This is a genomic window from Variovorax sp. VaC1 (assembly GCF_043658315.1).
Classification (GTDB): domain Bacteria; phylum Pseudomonadota; class Gammaproteobacteria; order Burkholderiales; family Burkholderiaceae_C; genus Variovorax.
This window is the reverse complement of record NZ_JBIGLT010000005.1, coordinates 576,920-602,041: the sequence shown is the minus strand read 5'-3', so window position 1 is coordinate 602,041 and position 25,122 is coordinate 576,920. Positions and strand designations below refer to the sequence as shown.

Genomic DNA, 25,122 nt, shown 5'->3' with positions numbered 1-25,122 from the left:
AGCGCCGCCCTGAACAGCAGCGCAATGCGGCCAGCAACGGCCGCACCGACGCAATCAGCTCAGCATCTGCCCACGGCTGCCGATCACCGCCACGTCCACGAACTGCCCGCCTTCGCGGTTGCTGCGGCCGTAGTTGATCTTCACGCCGCCCAGGTCGAAGTTCTCGATGCTGGCCAGCCCCGACATCACCGACGCGCGAGTGAGCGAGCCGCCCGCGCGGCGCATGCCTTCGGCGAGCACCGCGGCGTTCATGTAGCCCTCGAGGCTGGTGAGCGAGAACTCCTTGACGCCGCTGGCCACCATGTCGGCCTGGTAGCGGCGCACGATCTCGTACTTGGTCGAGTACGGCGACGGCACCACGATCACGAAGCCCAGGCCGCGTGCCAAGTCACCCATGGCCGAGAGCGCGCTCGCCGTGATCGACAGGCCATACGCCGAGCTGCTGTTGCCCGCGCCACGCAGCGCCTTCAAGAACACCGGCGCCGTGCCCGCCAGGCCGACCACCACCACCTGCGGCTTGGCCTTGGCGATGGCCTCTGCGGCCGGGCCCACTTCCATGCTGGTGGTGTTGGGCGTGGTCGCGATCACGGCCGGCTCCAGCTTGGCCTTGGCGAGTGCGTTCTTGAACGCCGCCAGCACCGACTGCCCCAGCGGATCGTTCGAGTGCACGAGGCCGATGCGGCTCTGGCCCAGCACGGCCGCCGTGCTCACGAGCTTCTCGACTTCCTGGTCGTAGTTGGCGCGCACCCAGAAGGTGTTGGGTGACGTCTTCTTGCGCAGCGAGATGGTGCCGGTGATCGGGCCCACCACGGCCATGCCGGGCACGGCGTCCATCACCTCGGCCGTCTGGCGCGTGCCGAGCGGATGCACCAGCGCGAGTACCGAGCTGTCTTTCTCGAAGGCCAGCGCGTTGGCCTTGGCCACTTCGGGCTTGAAGGTGTCGTCGGCCATCACCAGCTCGACCTTGGTGCCGTTGATGCCGCCCGCCTTGTTCAGCGCGGCGAAGAACGCGCTCGAGCCTTGGTACAGCCCCTGGCCGTTGGCCTTCTCGACGCTGCTGTTGTCGAAGGTGGCCCCGACGCGAACCGGCCGGTTCTGCGCCAGCGCCGGAAATCCCAGACCCGCGGCAGCAGCGGTTGCGGCCAGCCCGGTCAGCGCACGGCGACGGCTGGTGGAAAGCGGCGCAATCGATTCGCGCGGCACGGGAACGGTCATGATCGAAGTCTCCAGAAGACGGTGACAAAAGTTCACATTTGAGCTAGAAATGTAACGCGCATTGTGGCATCGACGATGACAACCCGCAGCCCCCACTGTCCGGCCGGGCCGGCTGCATGCGCGGCTACTTGCCGGCCGGCTTCGACGCCGCCGTTTCCATCGGCGGCATCGCGGCCACATAGGGTGCGTCGGTCAGGGTGCGCAGGAAGGCGCTGATCTCGTCGATCTCCTCGTCGCTCAGCGCGGGCGTGCGGCCGGGGCGCCGGTTCATCGGCGTGGAATTGACGTTGATGTTCGCGCGGTAGGCGGCCGGCACGTCGTCGAAGGTGCTCTTGCCGCGGTACCACTTGCCCGGGTCGGTCGAGCGCGTGGCATAGAAGGCCACGGCGTCGCGCAGCGTGGTGAACACGCCGTTGTGCATGAAGCTCTGGCGCACCGCCACGTTGCGCAACCCCGGCGTGCGGAAGTAGCCGCACCACTGCTCGGGCTCGGGCCAGCGCAGCTGCGCGGCCGTGCGGCACAGGCCGTTGTCGAAGCGGCGCGGGTTGCGGTTGGCGGGCAGCGACAGGTTGCGCGGCACCGCGATCGCGTCGTAGCCGAAGTCGGTAAAAAGCGAACGCTCGGGCCGGCTCGCCGTGTCGGACAGCGTGTGGCACGACATGCAGTTGCCCTTGTCCGGGTTCTTGAACAGCGCCAGGCCGCGCATCTCCTGCGGGCTCAGCGGCGTGCGCTTGCGCAGGTAGTCGTCAAAGCGCGAGCTGAACGGCGCCATCTCGTCGCTCTGCAGAAACGCCTGCAGCGCCAGCCCGATGCCCTTGACCGCGCGCTCCGGGTCGCGCAGCACCTGCGGCCCGAACGCCAGCGACATCGCGGGCGCCAGGTCGGTGCCACGCAGCTTGCGCAGCAGGCTCTGCGGCGACGTGTTGTTCATCTCGTCGGGATCGAACAGCGGGCCGCGCGCCTGCTCGGCCAGTGTGTCAGCGCGGCCGTCCGCGAACAGGCCGCCGAAGGGCGACGCGAAAGGTGCGTCGTCGTCCTGGTTGAAGTGCCGCCTGGGCACGTAGCGCACGTACAGCAGCGACGGCGCGGTGCGCGCGCTGAAGTGGCCGGGGCGGCTGCCCTGCGGCGTGCGCGGCCCCGCCAGCGACGGTGCGTTCAGGGTCGAGGTGAAGGCGCGCAGCGGATCGTGGCAGCTGGCGCACGACGTGCCCTGCGGCTGCGACAGGCGGGCATCGAAGAAGATCCGCTTGCCCAGCGCGGCCAGCGCCGGGTCGGGCTTGAAGACGGCCTCGGTCGAATCGATGCGCGCGGCAATCTTCGGCGTGGCGCCAATGCGCTCGATCACCACGCTCGGCGGCCCGCCGGGGTTGATCTGCACGTTGCTGCCGTCGGATGCGGCGATGGCGCCACCCACCCACCCGGCGCAGGCGGCCAGCAACGCCAGACCGCCCCCGATCAGGCTTCGCTGGCGCGCCGGGCCACCCATCACGGCGTGAGAAAGCCGGTCTTGTCGCAGGCCACGGTGCGGCCGGTCTGCGCGCAGGTGGCCAGCAGCTTGCCCGCCACGGTATAGGCCTTGAAGGTCCAGCCCACGCCGGGCGTGGGCTTGCGCTCCATCAGCATGAAACCGAAGCTGTTGTGGTGCGTGATGCGGTCGATGGTCACGCCCGGCGCGGGCGTGGCGTCGCTGGGCAGCGGGTCGGCCAGCGCCACGTCGAGGTTGTCGCCGCCGTTGCCGGTCACGATGGTGGCCGGGTGGTCGGACGAGAAGTTCAGCGCCTGGAAGTCATGCACATGGCCGTGCAGGGCCACCTGCACGCCGGCCGGGTAATAGGCCTTGGGGTTGAGGCTGCTCATCACGGACTGCAGCGCGAGATTGCCCGGCGCCGGCTTCTGGCCCGCGATCGGCGCGAACGCCAGGATCGGGTGGTGGTTGGTGAACATCGTGGTGGTCATGCCGGGCTTGGCGGCCATCGCCGTCACGGCCTGGAACTGCTTCTGGTAGGCGATGAACTGCGGGTCGTCGGTCTTCAGCGCCGAAGCGCCCGCCTTGGCCGAGTCGAACACGATGATCTGCGAGCCGGTGCCGAGCGCAACGGCATACGGGTCGGCATAGTTGCCGGTGCTGTCGTTGGCCGGGTCGTTGCACGAGCTCTTGTCGGCGTAGGGACGCGTCTCGAGGAAGCGGGCCCAGCCCTGGCCGGCGCGCGCGCATTCCTCGTGATTGCCGCGCACCACGATCCACGGTGCCTTCGCCAGCAGCGGCGCGGCGGGCGCGAAGAAGTCGGCCTGCCAGGTGTCCCAGCCGTAGCCCCACGGGCTGTCCTTGCAGCCAGCGATGTCGTTCGGGCAGGCGTTCTCGCGGTAGTGGTAGTCGCCGATGTGCAGCACGAGGTCGGGGTTGAAGCCCGCACCCGTGGCGGCGATGGATGCGAACGGCCACGCGGTGGTGTCGTTGCAGGGCTGGAAGGCGCTGCCGGCCTTCTTGATGCGGCAACCGGTATCGGCCAGCACCAGCACGCGCTGCGGTTCGGCCTTGGGCAAGGGCAACGTGCGGCTGCCGATGGCGGCCTGCTTCGCGTCGGCCGGCAGCGTCGCCTCGCAGGTCGACACCGGGAACGCGGAAGGCTTCGAGTCGACCGGGTCGCTGGCCGTGGTGCGCAGCGCCATCGTGCCGGCACCGATGCGCAGGGTCATGCGGGTCGTGTTGCCGTCCACCGTCATCTGCGGGCACGCGGCATTGGCATTGGCCGTCGTGGCGGCCGCCGGCGCGTTGTAGCTGGTGATCGCACGCGCAATGACGGCGTTGTTGCCGCCGATCTCGACCCAGGTGGCCTGCAGGTTGGCGTCGGCGCTGGCGGCATCCGGTTCGGGCGCCGGTGGCGCGGGAGGCGGCGCCGGCGGCGTGACGGCAGCGGGCGGCGGCGGAAGGATCGACAGGTTGTTGCTGCTGCCACCGCCGTTGCAACCCTGCAGGAGCACGGCAGCCGCCAGTCCTGTGAGTGCGGCGAACGAGCGCAGGCGCCGCGAATCGGGCAGTACCCGCGGCAGGGTGAACACGGCGTGCATATCGGAATCCCTCTGGTTGTTGTACGTGGGACGCCGAAATCTAGAGGGGCAATGTGCAAGCCTGATTACAGGCCCGGCAGCGTGACGCGTGGGCCTTGCACCGCCCTCGCGCGATGCGTGCGTGCTTGCCTGCTGCCTGCCCGCGGCTACAGCAGCTCTTCGCCCACGATGGGCAGCAGCAGCCAGTTCTTGAAGCGCAGCCAGAGAAACTCGCCCGGCTCGTCCTCATGCACGATGTCGCCGCCGGCATCGTCGTACTCCAGCCACTGCACCCGCCGGCCATCGGGCGCCAGGCGCAGCCGGTAGCCGAGGTTGACGCGGTCGCCGCTCATGAGCTTGTCGTAGTCCTTCACCAGCTCGGGGCTGTCGATGACCACGCCCATCTCGGTGTTGACGGCGGCCGAGCGGTGATCGAGGTTCATCGAGCCGACGAAGAAGCGGTCGTCATCGATGATCGCGAGCTTGGCGTGCAGGCGGCTGATCGACTTGCCGAAGTCGCCGAAGCGCCCCGAGCGCCCGGTGAGCGTGGGCGCGATCTCGTAGATGGTGACGCCGATCTTCAGCATGTCGGCGCGGTAGCGTTCGTAGCCCGCGTAGGCCAGCGGCTCGTCGGTGGCGCCGAGCGAGTTGGTCACCACGGTGATGCGCCCGCCCTGTGCGATGGCCTTCTTCATCATCGCCATGCCGCGCGCGCCCGGAATGAAATACGGCGAGCCGATCTTGACCTCGCGCTTGGCCGAGTTGATGACGCTCAACGCGCCTTCGGTCACGCTGCCCTCGTAGGCCTCCTCGGCCTTGCGCGTGATCTTCTCGGGGTCGTCCACGAACAGCGTGGCCGGGGCCCAGTAGCGCTCGACGTTGCCCGCGATAAGCTCCTGCCCCACCGGCGGCTTGTTCAGCACGTCGCGCTGGTGCATGGGCACGTCGGGCACGGCGGTGCGCGCAATGGCGTCGAAGCGCTTTTGCGCCTCTTCCACCGGCATGCGCAGCGGTGCGATGGTCTCGATGGGGCGCACGTGCTCGCTGTTCCAGTAGCGGTCGAAGCCTTCGGACATCTGGCGCACGACCGGCCCGCTGGAGAGCACGTCCATGTCGATGAAGTTCGCCGCCGTACTGCGCATGAAGTACTCGTTGGCGATGTTGCGCCCACCCGAGACCGCGAAACTGTTGTCGGCCACCAGCAGCTTGTTGTGCATGCGGTGGTTGATGCGGCCGAAGTCGGTCAGCGAGAACAGCAGCCGCGCCGACAGCGAGTTGGCGCGCGAAGGCAGCGGGTTGAACAGCCGCACCTCGATGTTGGGAAAGGCCGAGAGCGTGCTGAACACCTCGTCCTCGCCGGCCGTGTAGAGGTCGTCCACCAGCAGGCGCACCCGCACGCCGCGCGCGGCGGCTTCGCGCAGTTCCTTCAGGAACAGCAGGCCGACGTCGTCCTTCTGGATCAGGTAGTACTGCACGTCGAGCGACTTCTCGGCGTGCCGCGCCAGCGAGATGCGGGCGTCGAAGGCAAAGGCCGCCTCGGGCAGCAGCCGAAAACCCGACAGCGCCGTGGAGCCGCCCGGCGTGCCCTTGAGGGCCAGCTGGCCCAGCTCGGTGTTCGCCACGTCGGTGATGGCCGTGACCGCCGGGCGCGGCTGCGGCGGCGGCAGGCTCGCGCATCCGGCCAGCCAGAAAGCGGCTGTGCACAGTGCCAGTGCGGCGAGTCTGCGGACGATGGAAGCGGCGGAAACGGCCATGGGCCGCACTGTAGCTCGCGCCGGCCCGGCCGTATTAGCACCCTATGATCGGCCGCACAAAAAAGGGAAAAGAAACGTGCTCAACGGCTTGTGGCTGGGGTTCTTCGGGGTGGCGGCGATCGCGGCGCTGGGGCGATGGCTGGTCGGCGGCGACCCGGCCGTGTTCGCCGCGCTGGTCGAAAGCCTGTTCACGATGGCGCGGCTGGCGGTCGAGGTGATGGTGCTGCTGTTCGGCACGTTGACGCTGTGGCTGGGGTTCCTGCGCATCGCCGAGGCGGCCGGGCTGGTCGGCTGGCTGGCGCGGCTGCTCGGCCCCCTGTTCCGGCGCCTCATGCCGGGCGTGCCGGCAGGCCATCCGGCGCTTGGCCTCATCACCATGAACTTCGCGGCCAACGCGCTCGGGCTCGACAACGCGGCCACGCCCATCGGCCTGAAGGCCATGCGCGAACTGCAGCGGCTGAACCCCGATCCGGTCACCGCCACCAACGCGCAGATTCTGTTTCTGGTGCTGAACGCTTCGTCGCTCACGCTGCTGCCCGTCACCATCTTCATGTACCGCGCGCAGCAGGGCGCGCACGACCCGACGCTGGTGTTCCTGCCCATCCTGCTGGCCACGAGTGCATCGACGCTGGTCGGGCTGCTGTCGGTGGCGTTCGTGCAGCGCCTGCGGCTGTGGGACCCGGTGGTGCTGGCCTACCTGGTTCCCGGCGCGCTGCTGCTCGGCGGCTTCATGGCGCTGCTGGGCACGCTGTCGGCGGCGGCCATTGCGTCGCTGTCGTCGCTGCTGGGCAACCTCACGCTGTTCGGCGTGATCATCATCTTCCTGCTCGCCGGCGCGATCCGGCGCATCAAGGTCTACGAGTGTTTTGTCGAGGGCGCGAAGGAAGGCTTCGACATCGCGAAGAACCTGCTGCCCTACCTGGTCGCGATGCTGTGCGCGGTCGGTGTGCTGCGCGCTTCGGGCGCGCTCGACTTCGCGCTCGATGGCCTGCGCTGGCTGGTGCAGGCAGGCGGCTTCGACGCGCGCTTTGTCGACGCCATGCCGACCGCGCTGGTCAAGCCCTTCTCGGGCAGCGCGGCGCGCGCCATGCTGATCGAGACCATGAAGAGCCAGGGCGTCGACAGCTTCCCCGCGCTGGTGGCCGCGACCATCCAGGGCAGCACCGAGACCACCTTCTACGTGCTGGCCGTGTACTTCGGCGCGGTCGGCATCCAGCGCGCGCGGCATGCGGTGGCTTGTGCGCTGTTGGCTGAATTGGCCGGGGTTGTGGCGGCCATTGCTGTTTGCTACTGGTTCTTTGGGTAAGGCGTTCGCCGTCGTTCAGTGCGCGCTCACGCCGACGGTGTGCTCCCCTCCGCGAATGTCCCCCGCTTCGCTCCTCCTTTATTTCGCTGCGGGGAGCACACCATCGACGTGAGCGTTCAGCGCAGTCAGTGAACTGGCACGACACGGCACTGACGAAGCCAGCGCGCGGCGCATTGCGGAAGCTGCATTTGTTGGCGCTCGTCGAGACTTCGTGCCGCACGAAATCGCCACCGCGCTGCGCTCTTCTCTAAAGTGATTGCCCCTGTCACTCGAAACCCCACCAAGGGGACTCGGAAGGCGCGACACACACAAAGCATTGAATGTTTGAAGGCTGCTTGCCTCGCGGCAGGTTGTCGGTGCGAAAGCAGCGATGCAAATGCGAGGTATCAAAAGGCGACGGCCGGGGTGGTTTCAGCACCCCGGCCGTCTAACCAAGTTCGTGCACACACCTCTAAAGGAACGCACAAAAATGGCTAACAAGACTATAGCCCGGCCCCGCACGCCGGCAGCTTCCGAAGACAACGCCCAAGACCCGACGGATCTTCTCGAAAACACCCTCTCCCAACTCGAAGCCCTCCTGTGGGTCTGCCACGGGGAAGACATCGACTGGTGCAGCGGTGAAGGGCCTCGTCAACTGGACAACCTGCTTTGGCTTGCGGCTGAACTGGCTCGCAAGGCGAGGGAGTTGTTTCAGGTGAGCGAGAAGGCGCGACGCGCAGCGCCTGAGACCGGCGGTTAGCGGCTGGTCTGCGGGCCGCATGCTTCGCGGCCCGCTCTGGTGAACGAGTTCTTTGGGGTACGACGGCTGAAGCCTTTGTGATGGAGGGGATGCGGTTCGGTTGAGGTTGCTTCTGAGGGAGGCCTCAGTGGCAGCTGTGTGTTCCATGCTGATCGTCGGCAGACAATGCGAGCGGCTGCTTTGCAGCGGAAACGGACTGTTGCTGCTCAGGGCCGGACTTGCGATTTCGGCCAACAGCGGACGTTCGTCGCGCCGCCCAACAAGGAGTTTCATGACGAAAAAAAACGGACCTATTCGAGGACTTGGCCACGGCAATGGAGTCCTGGACAACAATTGCCTCCAAGGCTCTTACCGATCGGGAGGCAAACCTTAAGTGGGTAGAAGCCGAACAGCCATATCACGAGATTCGTAATGCGCTTGTTGCCGGTGGAGTGAGCGAAGAAACGGTATCGAAGGTCTTTTCGGAGTGCTTACGTGGCCTGTGTGTTTCGTTCCTGACGGCGCCGGATGGCGGAACATCCCTTGCGGAAAAGGGGCGTCTCTATGTGGTTGATGAGCACGGACACCGACTTGGCGAGGGTCTTCACGACGACTTCGTCGGATACCTCTTGGACACCGGTCGTCTCGTATAGAACGGCGTCTTGTGTCCAGGAGCGTTCACACGCTCAAAGTCGCGGGAAGAGTTCGGAACAGAGATTCACAACGCACCGCATATAAATTCAACGGCTTACTTATTCCTAGCAGAGGGGGCAGATTGCATGTTTTTGCTTGACTTATCAAACAAGGAGACCATCAGCCAACACTTTAAGAAAAACAAAGCTTTCTCGTGGTCTGAGGAGTTTTTCCTTTCGACAATCAGTACCGACAAGTCGAAACATGACGTTTTCTGGGCAGTGCTTGCGTTGCGCGACTGCGGTACTCAGAAAAGTCTGCCAGCGTTAAAAGCTCTATCCAGGTACCCAAAGCAAGATGTGAGGGACAGTGCAGTCCTGACGATTGCGCAAATAGCCGGTGCAACAGAAACGCCTTACTTTGTACAGATCCTCGAAGATCCACTGAGTGGCCGTGGCAGGGTCTATGCGCTGTGGGCCATAGGCGTATCAGCTGACGAGCGCGCCTTAGCGTCGGTTGAGAAATATGTTCGAAAGAACAAGAAGAAGCTTCAGGCTGAAAACATGGACCCTAGAGCGCAACAGGAGGTGCTTGCGTTTCTCTATCGGGTGGATGCTTCAAGCCTGCTGCAAGAGTTTTCATTCCTAGTCCCGCCGCTGGTTTCTTTAACACCGTTGGCGCTGCACAACTTTCTGCAGCGCGTTCCTGGATTGAGGGTCTCGATTGAAGCCGAGCTCGGAAAATTCGTTTCAGCTGAAATTCCAAAGGATGACTCGGCAGTGGCGTAAGCACTAGCGCCCGGACGCTGCCGCAGCGCTCTTTGCCCTGAACATCCAAGAAGGCCTTGAGCCAAAAACATCCGACGGCCAACAGCAGACTTTTGACACCGACCTGCAGTTGTCACAGAAATCAGAAGAATGGACCAGCAATGGCGGACGTACAGGCGAGATGAACAACTGCAAGATGTGCGTGTTTGAGGGCAATCGCTTTTGGGCCCGCGTCCATTTTTCCAATGTGCATGCGCGCAAGCGACTTGGGAGGAGCTCTTTTGAAACAGATGCCGCACACGATCCTTCCCGACCTGGCTTGGTCGTTCAGCAGGGATACTCCTGAATCCATCGCCGAATGGGAAGAAGCGTTGTCGGCCTATGGAGAAGACGTCGGAATGCCTGTCGAACGGGAGAGTCTGTGGCTGGTGCTCCCGGTTCGTGCGCTCGACGTGCAGTTCACGTACTGGGTGGTCGGCAATACCAACGAGTGGCAGCCAAAGACCAAGGTCGTTTCCGTCCGCGCTTCAAGGCTCCTGTCGTGCAGCGAGATTCTTTTTGAGGTGCACAAGGCGTCGCATGCCGAACTAGCGGACCAGGATCACCGCTTTTTCGAAGGGCTGGAACTGCTCGACGAGGTGTTTGAAAAAGACGTGCCTGCGTACAAGCTGCTGCTGGGCAGCTGATGCTTGGCGGTGTGGAGGCGCAGTAGCGCAGTTCGCAGAAATCCGAAAAGGGCTGGACGTCACGGATGTCTGCCTTGCGGCCTGAAGCGGGCACTAGTCATGCCTACACCAACCTTCGGCGTTTCGCTTGCCTAGCGCCCGTCGCTCGCGAATCCGCCGTAGCGGTCGAACCGCCAACGCCACAGCCGCGCTCATCGTGCACAGGGCATCGGGTGCTCCCCGCAGCGAAATAAAGGAGGAGCGAAGCGGGGGACATTCGCGGAGGGGAGTACCCGGTGTCCTGTGCACGCGCCCCGAACAAGAGCGCTCAAACCCTCAAGCCTGCTTACTTCCGAGGCTCGACCACAGGAAACATCAGGTCGAAGTTGTCCAGCATGCCGAACAGCTCGCCCAGCTTGGCGCGGTTGCCGTCGATCTTCACCTGCCCCGACTGCAGCGCCTCCGGAAAAGTCGTCTGCTTGAGCGTGATCGCATCGAGCGTGGCCCGGCTCAGCGTGATGGTGGCGTCGGCGCTGGCGGCCTGCTGGTCTTTCAGGTGCGTGAGTGCCGAGTTCTCCAGCGTCAGCACGAACTTCTGGTTCGAGTCGGTGAAGTTCCAGTTGATCACCATCGTCTTGCCCTCCGCCTTGGCCGCGTTCAACCGCACGCCGAGGAAGTCGAAGAACAGCTCGTTGCTCACCGCCTTGAGCGTGTCGCCATTCGAGCTGCTGCCCCCCGGAATCTTCGGCACGCCGTTGCGCAGCTCCATCGCGCCCACCAGGTAGGCGCTGCGCCAGGTACCGGCCTCCGACTGGTAACCCATCTGTTCGAGCGCATCGGCACCCAGTTCGCGCGCCGCGCGATTGGCCGGGTCGGCATAGACCACCTGGCTCATCGCGCTCGCCACCCAGCGGTACTCGCCCTTCTTGAAATCTTCTCGGGCCCGCGCGACGACCGCGTCGGCGCCGCCCATGTACTCCACCGTCTTCTTCGCCTGCGCGACCGGCGGCAGCGGGTTCAGGTTGGCGGGGTTGGCGTCGTACCAGCCCAGGTACTTCTGGTAGACCGCCTTGGCGTTGTGCCGCAGCGTGCCGTAGTAGCCGCGCGCCGACCACTCCTGCTCCAGGCTCGCGGGCATGCGCAGCGTCTCGGCGATGTCGGCCGGGGTGTAGCCCTCGTTGAGCAGGCGCAGCGACTGGTCGTTGATGAACTTGTACATGTCGCGCTGCTTCTTCAGCAGGTCGACGATGCGCGCCTGCCCCGTGGTGGGCCAGTGGTGCTGGGCGATCAGCACATCGGTCTTGTCGCCGAAGGCCACGCGCGCCTCGTCGATGTACTTGGCCCACAGGTTGCCGTCGCGCACCTCGGCGCCGCGGATCGTGTAGAGGTTGTGCATGTTGTGCGTCACGTCCTCCGCCATGTTGAGCACGCGGAACTGCGGCAGGTACATGAGCATTTCCGCCGGCGCCTCGGAGCCCGGCACCAGCTGGAACACGATCTCCACGCCGTCGATGGTGCGGCGCTCGGTGGTCTTGTCGATGGTCGAGGTGGGCGCGATCAGCGTCACGCTGCCGCGCGCAAGCGCCTTGCCCAGCCCGGTGTCGACCTGCCCGCGCACGCCCGGCGGCAGCAGCGTGCCGAACTGGTACTGCGAGCGCCGGTTCATCGCGTTGCCCGCGAGGATGTTCTCGGCCACCGCCGTTTCCATGAAAGCCACGGGCGCGATCACCTGCACCTTGCCTGCCGCCACGTCGGCCTCGGTGGTCACGCCCTTCACACCGCCGAAGTGGTCGGCATGGCCGTGCGAATAGATCACCGTGCCGACCGGCTTCTTCGGCCGGTGCTGGTAGTAAAGCTCGAGTGCGGCGCGCGCGGTCTCGGCGGTGAGCAGCGGGTCGATGACGATGAGCGAGGTGTCGCCTTCGACGATGGTCATGTTCGCCAGGTCGAAGCCGCGCACCTGGTAGACGCGGTCGGTCACCTTGAACAGGCCATGGATGGCATTGAGCTGGGCCTGGCGCCACAGGCTCGGGTTGACGGTGTCGGCCGGCTCGTTCGCCTTCAGGAAGTCGTAGGGCTTCATCGTCCACACGGGGCGCGGGCCGGTGCCGGGCACCAGCGCATCGGGCACGGTGCCGATGAAGCCGCGCGTCGCATCCTCGAAGTCCTGCCGGTTGGCAAAGGGCAGCGTCTTCGCCATGTCGGCGTTGGCCTTCAGCGTCGCGGGCTCGGGCGGCTTGGGCGCGATCTGCTGCGCGGCGGCGGATGCGGCGCCCAGTGCACAGGCCACGGCAAGCGCCAGGGCGCCAAGAGAAGGAGCGCCTGCCGGCGCGCGGGTCGAACGGTCACGGGTCATCGATGGGCCTGTCTGGGTTGGCTGTTGGGCGGAGAAGATTCATTCTCCGAAGCACAGGAACCATTGGCAAATGCAAAATATGACGTTCCTTTTTAACCAGAACGCAAAATGCAGCTGCGTCAGCTCCAGCACCTCCTGGCCCTTGCCGAGCAGGGCAGCTTCGGGCGCGCGGCGCAGGCGGTGCACCTGTCGCAGCCCGCGCTTTCGCGCAGCATCGACAACCTCGAAGAAGGCTTGCAGGCGCGGCTGATCGATCGCGCCTACGGCACGGTGCGCTTCACGCAGGCCGGCGAACTGGTGCTGGCCCGTGCCCGCGAACTGCTGGCCGATGCGCAGCAGATCGAGCGCGACGTGCTGCAGCTCCAGGGCCTGGCCATCGGCAGCCTCAACGTGGGGCTCGGCCCATTCGCCGCCGGCATGCTGGGCCGCGTGGCCCTGTCGCTCATGACCCAGCGCCACCCCCAGCTGCTGATGCGCATGGAAGTGGCCGACACCACCACGCTGTGCGAGCGCCTGCACCGGCGCCAGCTCGATCTGTTCATCGCCGACACGCGCGACCTGAAGAAGCCGCCCGGCCTGAAGCTGGTGCGCCTGCCCAACGTGCCGGTGTCGTTCTTCGTGCAGCCGAAGCACCCGCTGCGCAGGCTCAAGCAGGTGACGCTCGAAAGAGCCATGGACTACCCCGTGGCCGGCCCCAACCTGCCGGCCGAGGTGGCGACGCATTTCGACCGGCAGATCAAGCGCACCGACCGCGGTGTCTTCAACGTGGTCTGCGACGACCCCGGCACCCTGCAGCATCTGGCACTGAACGCCAACGCGGTGATCCTTGCGCCCAACGCGCCGGCCCTGAACCCCGAGACCGAATCGCTCGTGCCCCTGCCGATTGCGGGCCTCACGCGCATGCAGACGCACTACAGCCTGGTGACGCTGGCGGGCCGCACGCCCTCGGCCGCCGCCACCGTCTATACCCGCCTCGTGACAGAGTTGATGGACCCGGCCCAGCAGCCCGCCGGTCGCTGAGCCAAAATGACCCTCTTGCCTTCCACCGCCCTGCCCTTTCCGTGACCACTCCCCGCCGGGCCCAGCCGCCCACTTTTTCGCCCGACGAGTTTCGCGAAGCGCTCGGCATGTTCGCCACGGGCGTGACCATCGTCACCGCGCGCGCGGCCAATGGCACGCTGGTCGGCCTGACGGCCAACTCCTTCAATTCGGTGTCGCTCGCGCCGCCGCTGGTGCTGTGGAGCCTGGCCCGCGCGGCCGCCTCGATGGCCGCGCTGAGCGCGGGCTCGCACTACACCGTCAACATCCTGGCCGCCAACCAGAAGGCGCTGGCCACGCGCTTCGCCACCAAGGACATCGACCGCTGGGCCGATGTCGAGTTCACCGAGGGGCTGGGCGGCGCACCGGTGCTGGTGGGCGCCGCGGCCAGCTTCGAGTGCTTCAACCGCAGCCGCTACGACGAAGGCGACCACGTGATCTTCGTCGGCGAGGTCGAGCGCTGCACGCGCGACGCCGGTGCCTCGCCGCTGCTGTTCCACGGCGGGCGCTTCTACACGGAACATCCCTTGTGAGGCACGCTGCGCTCATGTCCGTCCTGCTGCTTGCCGCGCAGACCGTCATGGCGCAAGAAGCGGCGGGGCCGCTCAAGCAGAACTGGTTCGACGACCCGTTCTTTCCCGTGTCATCGGGCCTGCCCGCATGCCCGATGCCCGAGGGGCCTTTCTATACCGCCGAAGAGCGGCGCATCCAGATCCACTCGCGGCTGGAGCGCGGCACCAGTTGCTGGCTCGCCGGCAAGTGCACCGACAGCAACGCCTACCGCTACGACAAGCCGCTCGCGCCCAAGGTGCGCGCCGCGCTGCAGGCCGTGCCGGGCGTGCGCGGCAGCAGCGTGTGGGTGATGGTGCAACGCCGCTGGGTCTACCTGCAGGGCTGCGTGTCCAACGCCGCACTGGCCAAGAAGCTCGAACACGCCGCGCGTGCGCTGCCCGACGTCGAGGCCGTGGTGCCTGACCTCATGGTCGGCACCCGCGGCAAGCCGCCGTACCCACTGGCCGACAGATAGGCCCGCGACGACAACAACAACCAGACGAATGATTCAGCGCAAGACACACCTCGACTCCCTCGCCATCGGCCTGCTCATCGCCTGTTGCGCGTTCTGGGGCCTCCAGCAGATCCTCATCAAGACAACAGTGGCCGAGGTGCCACCGCTGTGGCAGGCCTCGATCCGCATGGTCGGCGCGACAGTGTTGCTGTGGCTGTGGTGCGTGTGGCGCCGCGTGCCGCTGTTCGAGCGCGACGGCACGCTGTGGCCCGGCCTGCTCGCGGGGCTGCTGTTCTCGGGCGAGTTCGCCGGCATCTACCTGGGGCTGCAGAACACCAGCGCCTCGCGGCTCACGGTGTTCCTGTACACCGCGCCCTTCTGGGTGTCGTTGCTGCTGCCGCGCTGGGTGCCGGCCGAGCGCCTGCGCGGCTTTCAATGGCTGGGCCTGTTCATCGCCTTCGCGGGCGTGGTGCTGGCCTTCAGCGAAGGCTTCGGCCATATGAGTTCGTCGCAACTGGTCGGCGATGCGATGGGCCTGGCGGCCGGCATGCTCTGGGGCCTGACCACGCTGACCTTGCGCACCACGAAGCTGGCCATGGCCAGCGCGGAAAAAACGCTCTTCTATCAAGTCGCGGTCACGGCGGCGGTGTGCCCCGTGCTGTCGCTGGTGCTCGGCGAGCACTGGGGTTTTGCGTACTCGGCCTGGGCCTGGACCTCCATCGGCCTGCAGACGGTGATCGGCGCCTTCGCAAGCTACCTCACCTGGATGTGGCTGCTGCGGCACTACCCGGCCACGCAGATGTCGTCGTTCACCTTTCTCACGCCGCTGTTCGCGCTGGTGTTCGGCGTGGTGCTGCTCAAGGAGCCGCTCACGGCGCAACTGATCGTGGCGCTGATCGGCGTGGCGCTGGGCATCGTGCTGGTCAACCGACGCCCCAATACCCAACGCGCCGCATGACCCCCGCCATGAAATTCCAGCCCATCCTCGACGAGATCGTCGCCACCCTGCGCCCGCAACTCGGCCAGGGCGGCACCGTGGCCAGCTACATCCCGGCGCTGGCGCGCGTCGATGCGCGGCAGTTCGGCATTGCGCTGCGCACCTGCAACGGCGAGGAAGCCGGCGCGGGCGACTTCGAAACGCCCTTCTCAATCCAGAGCGTGTCGAAGCTCTTCACGCTCACGCTCGCGATGCAGCACGTGGGCGACGCGCTGTGGGAGCGCATCGGGCGCGAGCCCTCGGGCAATCCGTTCAACTCGCTGGTGCAGCTCGAAAACGAACAGGGCAAGCCGCGCAACCCCTTCATCAATGCCGGTGCCATCGCGGTGGCCGACCGGCTCGTGAGCCAGGCGCTGGCCACCGGCGGCAGCGCCAAGGCCGACATCCTCGCGCTGATGCGCAGCCTGTGCGGCGAGCCCATCGATTTCGACGACGAAGTGGCCCGTTCGGAGGCCGACACCGGCTTTCGCAACTTCGCGCTGGCCAACTTCATGAAGAGCTTCGGCAAGCTCGACAACGACGTCGCCACGGTGCTCGACGTCTACTTCCACCAATGCGCGCTGCGCATGAGCTGCCGCCAGCTCGCGCGCGCCGCGGCCTTCCTGTGCCGCGATGGTGCACACCCCATCGACGGCGAGCCCGAGATCACCGGCGAGCGGCAGACGCGGCGCATCAATTCGCTGATGCTGACCTGCGGCACCTACGACGCGGCCGGCGACGTGGCCTTCTCGATCGGCCTGCCCTGCAAGAGCGGCGTGGGCGGCGGCATCGTGGCCGTGGTGCCTGACAAGCTCACACTGTGCGTGTGGTCGCCGGCCCTCGATACGACCGGCAATTCGCTGCTGGGCATGAAGGCGCTCGAACTGTTTGTCGCACGCACGGGCCTGTCGGTGTTCTGAGCGTTCAAGCCGCCACGGCTACGGGCGTGGTGCCAAGGCTGCCCATGCCGTCGAGCGCGGCTTCCACCGCTTCTTCGAGCGGCGTGTGCGGCTCGCGCCCGAGGAAGGCCACCAGCTTCGCGTTGTCCATCTGCACCGGCGTGTTCCACAGGTAGCGCATCTCGCGCATTTCGCGGAAGGTGGTGACGAAGGGCGAGGCCAGCGTCACCAACCACCACGGAAAGGCCGACACGCGCGGCGCCTGTGCGCCCGTGCGGCGCGCCACCACCTTGCGGATCGCACCGCTCATGCGCGTGCTATCGGCATCCCAATGGCCGGCCATGTGGAAGCGCGCGAAGGGCTCCAGCCTGTCGCGGCGCGCCAGCAGTTCGACCATGGTGCGTGCGACGTCCGGCAGGTACGACCACTGGTGGCCCGTGTCGGGCCGGCCCGGGTAGCTCACGGCCTTGACCGGTTGCCCCACCTTCAACAGCCCCTGCGAGAACCAGTTGTTGCCCGGCTTCGGGCCGAAGAAATCGCCGGCACGCACGATCAGCACGCGGACCGCGCCTTCGCGGCTGGCGTCTTCGAGGCGCTTTTCCATCTCGACCCGGATCGCGCCCTTGCGCGTCACCGGGCGCTGCGGCGAATCTTCCTTCAGCAACGGCAAGGCATCGGGGCCGAAGTTGTAGACCGTGCCCGGCAGCACGATGGTCGCGCCTTCGGCCCTGGCTGCCGCAATGGTGTTGTCGAGCATCGGCAGCACCAGTTGCGCCCAGCCTCTGTAGCCGGGCGGATTGACCGCATGCACGATGACCGAGCAGCCCTTGGCGGCCTGCTGCACGACCTGCGCATCCATCGCATCGCCGGCGAACCATGTGATGCCGTCCCGTTTGCCTTCAGCCGCGCCGCGCTTGAGCGCCCGCACCTGCCAGCCCGCATCGCACAGCTGGCGAGCCACTTCGCCGCCGATGCCACCCGTGGCGCCCAGAACCAGAACCGTGTCATTGCGTGCCATGAAATGCTCCAGAACAGTTGTCGATGGGTGAATTCTGGAACCGGGCGGGTTGGATTGGAATTGCCGAACATGAGCCAGCAGCTATACATTTGTGTATGACTCCAGACATCGGCTGGGAGCTGTACCGCTCCTTCCTCAGCGTGCTGCGCGAGGGTTCTCTTTCGGGCGCGGCGCGCGCGCTGGGCATCACGCAGCCCACGGCCGGACGCCACGTGGCCGCGCTCGAAGAAGCGCTGGGCGTGGTGCTCTTCACGCGCTCGCAGGTCGGGCTGCTGCCCACCGACGTCGCGCTGGCGCTGCGCACCCACGCCGAGGCCATGGAAAGCACCGCCGCGTCACTGGCGCGCGCGGCCACCAGCCAGGGCGAAGGCGTGCGCGGCGTGGTGCGCGTGTCGGCCAGCGAAGTGATCAGCGTCGAGGTGCTGCCGCCCATCGTCGCGCGGCTGCGCGAGGCGCATCCGGCGCTGAAGGTCGAGCTGGTGGCAACCAACCGCGTGCAGGACCTGTTGCGGCGCGAGGCCGATATCGCCGTGCGCATGGTGCGCCCCAGGCAGGAGCAGCTGGTGGCGCGCCGCATCGGGCAGATCGAACTCGGCCTCCATGCGCACCGCGACTACCTCGCGCGCCACGGCACACCGCGCAAGCTCGAAGAGCTGTCGGGCCATGCGGTGATCGGCTACGACCAGCCTTCGGCCTTCGTGCGCAATGCGGGCAAGGCCTTCAAGGGCTTCGGCCGCGACACCTTTTCGCTGCGCACCGACAGCGACCTCGCGCAACTGGCGCTGCTCCGCGTCGGCGCGGGCATCGGCATCTGCCAGGTCGGGCTGGCCCGGCGCAGCGACACGCTGGTGCGCCTCATGCCGCGCACCTTCTCGATGAAGCTGGAGACCTGGATCACGATGCATGAAGACCTGCGCAACAGCCCGCGCTGCCGCGTGGCCTTCGATACGCTGGTCGAAGGATTGCAACAGTACGTGGGCGCGGCCGAGCCGGGCAAGCCACAGGGGAAAATAGCCCGCGCACGAACCACAGCACCCGAATGACAGACTCAGCAGACAACAACCTCCCCCTCCAGGAACCCCGCCTCTGGCGCGACGAACTCTGGACCGCCCGCGTCATCAAGAACGAAGAAGACGACGGCTGGGCCGTGGAGATGACCCGCCTGGGCGACCCCGAGCCCGCGCTCGTCGGTCCCTGGACCATGGGCCGCGACAAGAAGAACCCCAAGCCGCTCGACGGCCCCGCCTTCTCGACGCTGGTGAAGACCGCCGCCGAAGTCATCCGCCGCCACGAGCAGCAACTGCACGCCTCGCTCAACAAGAGCGTGACCGTCACCGCGCGCGACGATCGGCGCATCCGCGTGTCGCTGTCCATCGTGCCCGACGAGGACAACCCCTCGGCCACGCTCAGCGCGCACGACGATGACGACGACTCGGAGCTGGCCAGCGTCAATGTCTCGCCTGCCTTCAGGCTCACGGCATCCAGCGCCACGGCCTGGATCGAAGCGGACTTCGCCCGTCCTCGCTGATCGCTCGTTGATCGCATCCACCGGAGACTTTGCGCGCGAATAACACACGCTCCGCGCTTTCGCCAATTAGCGAAAAAGCGTATGTTCACGCCGGGGTGAGTTGAGAAGAATCCGCCCCAACGAGCAATCGTTACCAGTCATACGACACCCGCTGCCAGTGCTGCCAGCGAGGCGTCGGGCAATAAAGCCCGAATCGGTTTCAACACCGGTTCGGGCTTTTTTGTTTTTTCGGTCGCAACGAAGCCTTTTCAAAACGGATGCGCGTCATCCGGGGGCGGCGCTTTGCCCGAAGAAAAGCACTGGCAACGCAGCGTTCGTTTGCAGCAGCCGCGCGGCGGGAGGAGACACCCAATGCACGGCTTCGAAGGTCGGATGTTCCTGATGACTCGCACAAACACAAAGCAAAGGAATTTGACATGACGAACCCCTTCAACCGCCGCCAGATCGTGAAGACCGGCGGCTCGATGATCGTGCTGGGCGCCGCGGGCAGCGTCGCCCGGCTGGCCGCCGCGCAAGAAGGCAACACCGTGAAACTCGGCCTGCTGCATTCGCTCTCGGGCACCATCGCCATCGCCGAGGCCTCGCTGGTCGATGCCGAAAAGCTCGCCATCGAAGAGATCAACGCCGCCGGTGGCGTGATGGGCAAGAAGATCGAGGCCGTGGTCGAAGACGGCGCCAGCGAGAACCCGGTGTTCGCCGAGAAGGCGCGCAAGCTGCTGGAGCGCGACAAGGTCGCGGCCATCATCGGCTGCTACACCTCGGCCTCGCGCAAGGCGCTGCTGCCGGTGCTCGCGCAGGCCAAGGGCCTGCTGTTCTACCCGACCTACTACGAAGGCCAGGAGCAGGACAAGCGCGTGTTCTATCCCTCGCAGGAGGCCACGCAGTCGGTGATCGCGGCGGTCGAGTGGATGGCGCGCGAGAAGGGCAAGAGCTTCTTCCTGGTGGGCTCCGACTACATCTATCCGCGCACCTGCAACAAGATCGCCAAGCCGGCCATCGCCAAGGCCGGCGGCAAGGTGGTGGGCGAGGAATACGCGCCGCTGGGCCACACCGAGTTCTCGTCGATCATCAACAAGATCAAGGCGGCCAAGCCCGACTGCATCTACAGCACGGTGGTGGGCGGCTCCAACGTGGCGCTTTACAAGCAGCTGCGCGCGGCGGGTCTCGACGGTGCCAAGCAGGTGCTGCTGTCCACCGTGGTGTCCGAGAACGAGATCGAAGGCATCGGCAAGGACAACGCCGCCGGCTACTACGCCTGCATGGGCTACTTCCAGAGCATCAAGTCGCCGGCCAACGAGAAGTTCGTGAAGGCCTTCAAGGCCAAGTACGGGCAGGACCGCGTGATCGGGGACCCGATGGAGGTGGCCTACAACTGCGTGTACCTGTGGAAGCTGGCGGTCGAGAAGGCCAAGTCGTTCGATGTCGACAAGGTCACGGCCGCCGCGGCCGGCGTGGAGATCGAGGCACCCGAAGGCACGGTGCGCGTGCACGCCACCAACCACCACGTGTGGAAGAAGGTGCGCGTGGGCCGCGCGCGGCCCGACGGCCAGTTCGACATCGTGTGGGAATCGCCGCAGCTCGTCGAGCCCAACCCCTTCCCCAAGGTCTGAGCCGGGCGCCGACATGAATTTCGACATCGCGGTGATGCAGGTCTTCAACGGCGTGAGCCTGTTCACCATCCTGCTGCTGATGGCCATCGGGCTGGCCATCGTCTTCGGCCTGATGGGCGTCATCAACATGGCGCACGGCGAGCTGATGGCGCTGGGTGCCTACATGACCTACCTGGCGGCGCGCTTCTTCGAGCACTTCGCGCCGGGCTGGATGGACCTGTACCTGTTCGCCGCGATTCCATTCGCGTTCGGCGTGACCTTCGCATTCGGCTATGTGCTGGAGCGCGGCTTCATCCGCTTCTTCTACGACCGGCCGCTGGACACTCTGCTCGCCACCTGGGGCCTGAGCCTCATGCTGCAGCAGGCCTACCGCTCGATCTTCGGCGCGCAGGAAGTGAGCGTGCCGCTGGCCTCGTGGCTCGCGGGAGCATGGGAGCCCACGCCGGGCATCCAGCTGCCGCTCACGCGCATCTTCATCGTGGGGCTGACGGCCATCGTCGCCATCGGCGTGTACCTGTTGCTCTATCGAACCCCGTGGGGCCTGAAGGTGCGCGCGGTGACGCAGAACCGCGCCATTGCCGGCGCGGTGGGCATCGACACGCACCGCGTCGATGCGATGACCTTCGCGCTGGGCTCCGGGCTTGCGGGCATCGCAGGCGCGGTGTTCACGATGATCGGCTCGACCAACCCCGGCACGGGCCAGCTCTACATCGTCGACTCGTTCATCGTGGTGGTGTTCGGCGGCGTGCAGAGCCTGATCGGCACGGCCCTCTCGGGCTTTGCCATCGCGCAGTCGCAGACCTGGCTCGAATACCTGATGAGCGGCTCGATGGCCAAGGCCACGATCCTGCTGCTGGTGATCGCGGTGCTGTACTTCCGGCCCAACGGGCTGTTCGCGACGCGCTCGAGGAGCTGACGGCATGGGCATGAAGAAGCTTTCTCCCCAACGCAGGAGCGACCTTGCCGGCATGGCGGCCGTGCTGTTGCTGCTGGCCGTGGTGCTGCCGGCCACGCTCGATCCGTTTCGCCTGAACCTCGTGAGCAAGTACCTGGCCTTCGCATTCGTCGCGATCGGCGTGGTGCTCACCTGGGGCTACGGCGGCGTGCTGAGCCTGGGCCAGGGCATGTTCTTCGGCCTGGGCGGCTACATGATGGCGATGTTCCTCAAGCTCGAGGCCTCGGCGCCCGAGCTGCCCGATTTCATGGTGTGGAGCAGCGTCGACCAGCTGCCTTCGTGGTGGGTGCCCTTCCACTCGCTGGGCTGGACCGTGGTGGGCATCCTCGCGATTCCGGCGGTGCTGGCGTATGTGTTCTCGTACGCGATCTTCAAGCGGCGCGTGAGCGGCGTGTACTTTGCCATCGTCACACTGTCGCTGGCGCTCACGCTCACCGTGGTGGTGGTCGGCCAGCAGGGCGACACCGGCGGTGCCAACGGCATCACCGATTTCCGCACGCTGCTGGGCTGGGACATCGCGGGCGACGATGCCAAGCGCGTCATGTACTTCATCGAGGTGCTGGCCGTCGCGCTGGTGATGGCGGTGTCGCTCGTGATCGTGCGCAGCCGCTTCGGCAAGATCCTGATCGCCATCCGCGACCGCGAAGACCGCGTGCGCTTCAGCGGCTACAACACGGCACACATGAAGGCCTTCGTGTTCGCGGTGGCGGCAGTCTTGTCGTCCATCGGCGGCGCGTTCTACAGCCTGCAGGTGGGGCTGATCGCACCGGGCGTGATCGGCGTGGTGGCCTCGGTCGAGATGGTGATCTACGCGGCGGTCGGCGGGCGACTGTCGATTCCGGGCGCGGTGATCGGCGCGCTGCTCATCGGTTTTCTCAAGTCGTACCTGTCGGAGACCTTTCCCGAAGGCTGGCTGTACTTTCTGGGCGCGGTGTTCATCCTCGTGGTGTGGGCCATGCCGAACGGGCTCGCGGGCCTGGGCGACAAGCTGCTGCGCCGTTCGCGACGCGATGGCGCGGAGGCAGCGCCATGAACACGGCGATGACCATGCCCAACAGCGGCATGCCGCAGGCGGCCACCGGCTTCTCGCATTCGAGCGAACAGATCCTGCGCGTCGAAGACCTCACCGTGTCCTTCGACGGCTTCAAGGCCGTGGACGGCCTGAGCCTTTCGGTCGCTCGCAACGAGCTGCGCGTGATCATCGGGCCGAACGGCGCGGGCAAGACCACGCTGCTGGACATGATCTGCGGCAAGACCAAGCCGAGCGCGGGCCGCGTGCTGTTCAACGGCCAGGACCTGGGGCGCCTGAACGAGTACGAGATCGTGCGCGCCGGCGTGGGCCGCAAGTTCCAGACGCCCTCGGTCTACGAAGACCTCACGGTGCTGGAGAACTTCGAGATCTCGCTGCCGCGCATGCACGGCCTGCTGCAGTCGCTGACGTTTCGCCGCACGCCCGCGCTGCGCGAGCGCATCGACGCGATGGCAGAGCAGGTCTTTCTGGCCGAGCGGCTCGGCCATCGCGCCGGACAACTCAGCCACGGACAGAAGCAGTGGCTGGAGATCGGCATGTTGCTGATGCAGGAGCCCGAGCTGCTGTTGCTCGACGAGCCCGTGGCCGGCATGAGCCCGCGCGAGCGCGAGCAGACCGGCGACCTGCTGCGGCGCATTTCGGCGGGCAAGTCGGTGGTGGTGATCGAGCACGACATGGACTTCGTCAAGCGCATCGCGCACCGCGTGACGGTGTTGCACCAGGGGCGCGTGCTGAGCGAAGGCACGGCGGCGCAGGTGCAGGCCGATCCGCGCGTGATCGACGTGTACCTCGGCCATTGAGCGAAGGAGTGAATCAGATGCTCGAAGTCTCCGAACTCAACGTGGCGTATGGCGAGTCGCACGTCATCCGCGATGTGTCGCTGCGCGTCGCGCCCGACGAGGCGGTCGCCATCATGGGCCGCAACGGCATGGGCAAGACCACGCTGCTGAAGTCGCTCATCGGCCTGTTGCCCGCGCGCGGCGGCAGCATCCGCCTGGGCGATGCCGACATCACGAAGCTGCCGAGCTACCAGCGCGTGGCGCAGGGCCTGGCCTTCGTGCCGCAGGGGCGCATGGTGTTTCCGTTTCTCACGGTGGAGCAGAACATCCTGTCGGGTGCCGCGAATTCGGGCCACCGCACGGTGCCCGACTACCTCTACAAGTTCTTCCCGGTGCTCAAGGACATGAAGCAGCGCCGCGCCGGCAACCTCTCGGGCGGACAGCAGCAGATGCTGGCGATTGCGCGCGCGCTGATCTCCGAGCCGAAGGTGCTGATCCTCGACGAGCCGACCGAGGGCATCCAGCCTTCGATCATCAAGGAGATCGCGCAGACGCTGAACGTGCTGCGCGCCGAGCGCGGCTTCGCCATCGTGGTGTCGGAGCAGGTGCTGAGCTTCGCGCTCGACCTGGCCGACCGCTTTCTCGTCATCGACCGCGGGCGCCTCGTGCACGACGAAGCGCGCGCGACGCTCGACCAGGACAAGGTCAGGTCCTTCCTGACCGTGTAGCCCCTTTTCATTTTTCTTCAACCCCCATCAGGAGCAGCGTCATGAGACATGGTGATATTTCGAGCAGCAACGATTGCGTTGGCGTCGCGGTCGTCAACTACAAGATGCCCCGCCTGCACACCAAGGCCGAGGTGCTGGACAACGCCCGCAAGATCGGCGAGATGCTGGTCGGCATGAAGAAGGGCCTGCCGGGCATGGACCTGGTGATCTTTCCCGAGTATTCGACGCACGGGATCATGTACGACGCGAAAGAGATGTACGACACCGCCGCCGCCGTGCCTGGCGAAGAGACCGCGATCTTCGCGGACGCCTGCCGCCGCGCCAACGTGTGGGGCGTGTTCTCGCTGACCGGCGAGCGCCACGAGGAGCACCCGAACAAGGCGCCCTACAACACGCTGATCCTCATGAACAACAAGGGCGAGATCGTCCAGAAGTACCGCAAGATCATGCCGTGGGTGCCCATCGAGGGCTGGTACCCCGGCGACTGCACCTACGTGAGCGAAGGCCCCAAGGGCATGAAGATGAGCCTCATCATCTGCGACGACGGCAACTACCCCGAGATCTGGCGCGACTGCGCGATGCGCGGCGCCGAACTCATCATCCGCTGCCAGGGCTACATGTACCCGGCCAAGGAGCAGCAGATCCTGGTGTCGAAGGCCATGGCCTTCATGAACAACACCTACGTGGCGGTGGCCAACGCGGCGGGCTTCGACGGCGTGTACTCGTACTTCGGCCACTCGGCACTGATCGGCTTCGACGGCCGCACGCTCGGCGAATGCGGCGAGGAAGAGATGGGCATCAACTACGCCGAACTCTCGATGAGCCTGATCCGCGATGCGCGCAAGAACGGTCAATCGCAGAACCACCTGTTCAAGCTGGTGCACCGCGGCTACACCGGCACCATCAACTCGGGCGACGGCGACAAGGGCGTGGCGGCCTGCCCCTACAACTTCTACACGCAGTGGATCAACGACCCCGAGGGCACGCGCGAGATGGTGGAGTCGTTCACGCGCAGCACGGTCGGCACGCCCGAGTGCCCGATCGAGGGCATTCCGAACGAACCCGCGAAGCATCGCTGAGCCGAGGGACCCGC

23 protein-coding genes are annotated in these 25,122 nt (G+C 66.2%); 17 read left to right on the top strand and 6 right to left on the bottom strand.

What is annotated here, in order from left to right; genetic code table 11:
- Positions 1-54: 54 nt before the first annotated feature.
- From ACGLHS_RS22885 to ACGLHS_RS22870, 4 genes are all read right to left on the bottom strand, one after another.
- Entirely contained in the window at positions 55-1,215 is a 1,161-nt protein-coding gene (locus ACGLHS_RS22885) for an ABC transporter substrate-binding protein (protein ID WP_394483485.1), read from the bottom strand.
- Positions 1,216-1,339: 124 nt separating this feature from the next.
- Positions 1,340-2,701 (bottom strand): cytochrome-c peroxidase, encoded by a 1,362-nt coding sequence (locus ACGLHS_RS22880; protein WP_394483547.1) that lies wholly within the window; start codon positions 2,699-2,701, stop codon positions 1,340-1,342.
- Positions 2,701-4,284 (bottom strand): metallophosphoesterase, encoded by a 1,584-nt coding sequence (locus ACGLHS_RS22875; protein ID WP_394483483.1) that lies wholly within the window; start codon positions 4,282-4,284, stop codon positions 2,701-2,703. The genes ACGLHS_RS22880 and ACGLHS_RS22875 overlap by 1 nt, the downstream gene beginning before the upstream one ends.
- 146 nt (positions 4,285-4,430) lie before the next feature.
- Positions 4,431-6,017, bottom strand: a complete 1,587-nt coding sequence (locus ACGLHS_RS22870) for a phospholipase D family protein (RefSeq protein WP_394483481.1) — start codon at positions 6,015-6,017, stop codon at positions 4,431-4,433.
- A 76-nt stretch (positions 6,018-6,093) separates the two neighbouring features.
- Here ACGLHS_RS22870 and ACGLHS_RS22865 point away from each other — a divergent pair, with 76 nt between their 5' ends.
- The 4 genes from ACGLHS_RS22865 to ACGLHS_RS22850 all read left to right on the top strand — a co-directional run bounded on the left by ACGLHS_RS22865 (position 6,094) and on the right by ACGLHS_RS22850 (position 10,127).
- Entirely contained in the window at positions 6,094-7,323 is a 1,230-nt protein-coding gene (locus ACGLHS_RS22865; RefSeq protein ID WP_093241859.1) for a nucleoside recognition domain-containing protein, read from the top strand.
- Between the two features lie 469 nt (positions 7,324-7,792).
- Positions 7,793-8,062 (top strand): hypothetical protein, encoded by a 270-nt coding sequence (locus ACGLHS_RS22860; protein WP_394483478.1) that lies wholly within the window; start codon positions 7,793-7,795, stop codon positions 8,060-8,062.
- 758 nt (positions 8,063-8,820) lie between these two features.
- Positions 8,821-9,462 (top strand): HEAT repeat domain-containing protein, encoded by a 642-nt coding sequence (locus ACGLHS_RS22855; RefSeq protein WP_394483476.1) that lies wholly within the window; start codon positions 8,821-8,823, stop codon positions 9,460-9,462.
- A gap of 260 nt (positions 9,463-9,722) precedes the next feature.
- Complete coding sequence (locus ACGLHS_RS22850) at positions 9,723-10,127, top strand: hypothetical protein (protein ID WP_394483474.1); 405 nt, start codon at positions 9,723-9,725, stop codon at positions 10,125-10,127.
- A 325-nt stretch (positions 10,128-10,452) separates the two neighbouring features.
- Here ACGLHS_RS22850 and ACGLHS_RS22845 read toward each other — a convergent pair whose 3' ends face one another.
- The gene (locus ACGLHS_RS22845; protein ID WP_394483472.1) at positions 10,453-12,462 is read right to left on the bottom strand and encodes an alkyl/aryl-sulfatase; all 2,010 of its coding nucleotides are present in this window, start codon (positions 12,460-12,462) and stop codon (positions 10,453-10,455) included.
- A gap of 108 nt (positions 12,463-12,570) precedes the next feature.
- Here ACGLHS_RS22845 and ACGLHS_RS22840 point away from each other — a divergent pair, with 108 nt between their 5' ends.
- The 5 genes from ACGLHS_RS22840 to ACGLHS_RS22820 are packed head-to-tail and all read left to right on the top strand — an operon-like array spanning position 12,571 to position 16,402.
- Entirely contained in the window at positions 12,571-13,482 is a 912-nt protein-coding gene (locus tag ACGLHS_RS22840; protein ID WP_394483470.1) for a LysR substrate-binding domain-containing protein, read from the top strand.
- A gap of 41 nt (positions 13,483-13,523) precedes the next feature.
- On the top strand, positions 13,524-14,033 hold the full coding sequence (locus ACGLHS_RS22835; protein ID WP_394483468.1) for a flavin reductase family protein: 510 nt from the start codon (positions 13,524-13,526) through the stop codon (positions 14,031-14,033).
- Between the two features lie 14 nt (positions 14,034-14,047).
- Positions 14,048-14,527 (top strand): BON domain-containing protein, encoded by a 480-nt coding sequence (locus ACGLHS_RS22830; protein ID WP_394483466.1) that lies wholly within the window; start codon positions 14,048-14,050, stop codon positions 14,525-14,527.
- 28 nt (positions 14,528-14,555) lie between these two features.
- Positions 14,556-15,464, top strand: coding sequence for a DMT family transporter (locus ACGLHS_RS22825; RefSeq protein WP_394483464.1), 909 nt, complete (start codon positions 14,556-14,558; stop codon positions 15,462-15,464).
- A gap of 8 nt (positions 15,465-15,472) precedes the next feature.
- A complete protein-coding gene (locus ACGLHS_RS22820; protein ID WP_394483462.1) occupies positions 15,473-16,402 on the top strand; it encodes a glutaminase in 930 nt (309 codons plus the stop codon).
- A 4-nt stretch (positions 16,403-16,406) separates the two neighbouring features.
- Here ACGLHS_RS22820 and ACGLHS_RS22815 read toward each other — a convergent pair whose 3' ends face one another.
- Positions 16,407-17,399 (bottom strand): NAD-dependent epimerase/dehydratase family protein, encoded by a 993-nt coding sequence (locus ACGLHS_RS22815; protein ID WP_394483460.1) that lies wholly within the window; start codon positions 17,397-17,399, stop codon positions 16,407-16,409.
- A 95-nt stretch (positions 17,400-17,494) separates the two neighbouring features.
- Here ACGLHS_RS22815 and ACGLHS_RS22810 point away from each other — a divergent pair, with 95 nt between their 5' ends.
- From ACGLHS_RS22810 to ACGLHS_RS22775, 8 genes are all read left to right on the top strand, one after another.
- Positions 17,495-18,442, top strand: coding sequence for a LysR family transcriptional regulator (locus ACGLHS_RS22810; protein WP_394483458.1), 948 nt, complete (start codon positions 17,495-17,497; stop codon positions 18,440-18,442).
- A complete protein-coding gene (locus ACGLHS_RS22805; RefSeq protein ID WP_394483456.1) occupies positions 18,439-18,927 on the top strand; it encodes a hypothetical protein in 489 nt (162 codons plus the stop codon). Before ACGLHS_RS22810 ends, ACGLHS_RS22805 begins: the two co-directional genes overlap by 4 nt.
- 416 nt (positions 18,928-19,343) lie before the next feature.
- A complete protein-coding gene (gene urtA, locus ACGLHS_RS22800) occupies positions 19,344-20,537 on the top strand; it encodes an urea ABC transporter substrate-binding protein (protein WP_394483453.1) in 1,194 nt (397 codons plus the stop codon).
- A 13-nt stretch (positions 20,538-20,550) separates the two neighbouring features.
- Positions 20,551-21,453 carry an urea ABC transporter permease subunit UrtB gene (gene urtB / locus ACGLHS_RS22795; RefSeq protein ID WP_394483451.1) on the top strand — a complete coding sequence of 301 codons (903 nt, stop codon included), beginning with the start codon at positions 20,551-20,553 and terminating at the stop codon, positions 21,451-21,453.
- Between the two features lie 4 nt (positions 21,454-21,457).
- Positions 21,458-22,525 carry an urea ABC transporter permease subunit UrtC gene (gene urtC, locus ACGLHS_RS22790; RefSeq protein WP_394483449.1) on the top strand — a complete coding sequence of 356 codons (1,068 nt, stop codon included), beginning with the start codon at positions 21,458-21,460 and terminating at the stop codon, positions 22,523-22,525.
- Between the two features lie 29 nt (positions 22,526-22,554).
- On the top strand, positions 22,555-23,322 hold the full coding sequence (gene urtD, locus ACGLHS_RS22785) for an urea ABC transporter ATP-binding protein UrtD (protein WP_394483545.1): 768 nt from the start codon (positions 22,555-22,557) through the stop codon (positions 23,320-23,322).
- Positions 23,323-23,339: 17 nt separating this feature from the next.
- Positions 23,340-24,029, top strand: coding sequence for an urea ABC transporter ATP-binding subunit UrtE (gene urtE / locus ACGLHS_RS22780; protein ID WP_394483447.1), 690 nt, complete (start codon positions 23,340-23,342; stop codon positions 24,027-24,029).
- Positions 24,030-24,070: 41 nt separating this feature from the next.
- Positions 24,071-25,108, top strand: a complete 1,038-nt coding sequence (locus tag ACGLHS_RS22775; protein ID WP_093241896.1) for an aliphatic amidase — start codon at positions 24,071-24,073, stop codon at positions 25,106-25,108.
- Positions 25,109-25,122 lie beyond the last annotated feature (14 nt).

What these genes read in the sequence shown, in the direction of transcription:
- ACGLHS_RS22885 (WP_394483485.1), bottom strand. Translation starts at nt 1,215, where the DNA reads ATGACCGTTCCCGTGCCGCGCGAATCGATTGCGCCGCTTTCCACCAGC.
- ACGLHS_RS22880 (WP_394483547.1), bottom strand. Translation starts at nt 2,701, where the DNA reads ATGGGTGGCCCGGCGCGCCAGCGAAGCCTGATCGGGGGCGGTCTGGCG.
- ACGLHS_RS22875 (WP_394483483.1), bottom strand. Translation starts at nt 4,284, where the DNA reads ATGCACGCCGTGTTCACCCTGCCGCGGGTACTGCCCGATTCGCGGCGC.
- ACGLHS_RS22870 (WP_394483481.1), bottom strand. Translation starts at nt 6,017, where the DNA reads ATGGCCGTTTCCGCCGCTTCCATCGTCCGCAGACTCGCCGCACTGGCA.
- ACGLHS_RS22860 (WP_394483478.1), top strand. Translation starts at nt 7,793, where the DNA reads ATGGCTAACAAGACTATAGCCCGGCCCCGCACGCCGGCAGCTTCCGAA.
- ACGLHS_RS22855 (WP_394483476.1), top strand. Translation starts at nt 8,821, where the DNA reads ATGTTTTTGCTTGACTTATCAAACAAGGAGACCATCAGCCAACACTTT.
- ACGLHS_RS22845 (WP_394483472.1), bottom strand. Translation starts at nt 12,462, where the DNA reads ATGACCCGTGACCGTTCGACCCGCGCGCCGGCAGGCGCTCCTTCTCTT.
- ACGLHS_RS22840 (WP_394483470.1), top strand. Translation starts at nt 12,571, where the DNA reads ATGCAGCTGCGTCAGCTCCAGCACCTCCTGGCCCTTGCCGAGCAGGGC.
- ACGLHS_RS22830 (WP_394483466.1), top strand. Translation starts at nt 14,048, where the DNA reads ATGTCCGTCCTGCTGCTTGCCGCGCAGACCGTCATGGCGCAAGAAGCG.
- ACGLHS_RS22825 (WP_394483464.1), top strand. Translation starts at nt 14,556, where the DNA reads ATGATTCAGCGCAAGACACACCTCGACTCCCTCGCCATCGGCCTGCTC.
- ACGLHS_RS22820 (WP_394483462.1), top strand. Translation starts at nt 15,473, where the DNA reads ATGAAATTCCAGCCCATCCTCGACGAGATCGTCGCCACCCTGCGCCCG.
- ACGLHS_RS22815 (WP_394483460.1), bottom strand. Translation starts at nt 17,399, where the DNA reads ATGGCACGCAATGACACGGTTCTGGTTCTGGGCGCCACGGGTGGCATC.
- ACGLHS_RS22810 (WP_394483458.1), top strand. Translation starts at nt 17,495, where the DNA reads ATGACTCCAGACATCGGCTGGGAGCTGTACCGCTCCTTCCTCAGCGTG.
- ACGLHS_RS22805 (WP_394483456.1), top strand. Translation starts at nt 18,439, where the DNA reads ATGACAGACTCAGCAGACAACAACCTCCCCCTCCAGGAACCCCGCCTC.
- urtA (WP_394483453.1), top strand. Translation starts at nt 19,344, where the DNA reads ATGACGAACCCCTTCAACCGCCGCCAGATCGTGAAGACCGGCGGCTCG.
- urtB (WP_394483451.1), top strand. Translation starts at nt 20,551, where the DNA reads ATGAATTTCGACATCGCGGTGATGCAGGTCTTCAACGGCGTGAGCCTG.
- urtC (WP_394483449.1), top strand. Translation starts at nt 21,458, where the DNA reads ATGGGCATGAAGAAGCTTTCTCCCCAACGCAGGAGCGACCTTGCCGGC.
- urtD (WP_394483545.1), top strand. Translation starts at nt 22,555, where the DNA reads ATGCCGCAGGCGGCCACCGGCTTCTCGCATTCGAGCGAACAGATCCTG.
- urtE (WP_394483447.1), top strand. Translation starts at nt 23,340, where the DNA reads ATGCTCGAAGTCTCCGAACTCAACGTGGCGTATGGCGAGTCGCACGTC.
- ACGLHS_RS22775 (WP_093241896.1), top strand. Translation starts at nt 24,071, where the DNA reads ATGAGACATGGTGATATTTCGAGCAGCAACGATTGCGTTGGCGTCGCG.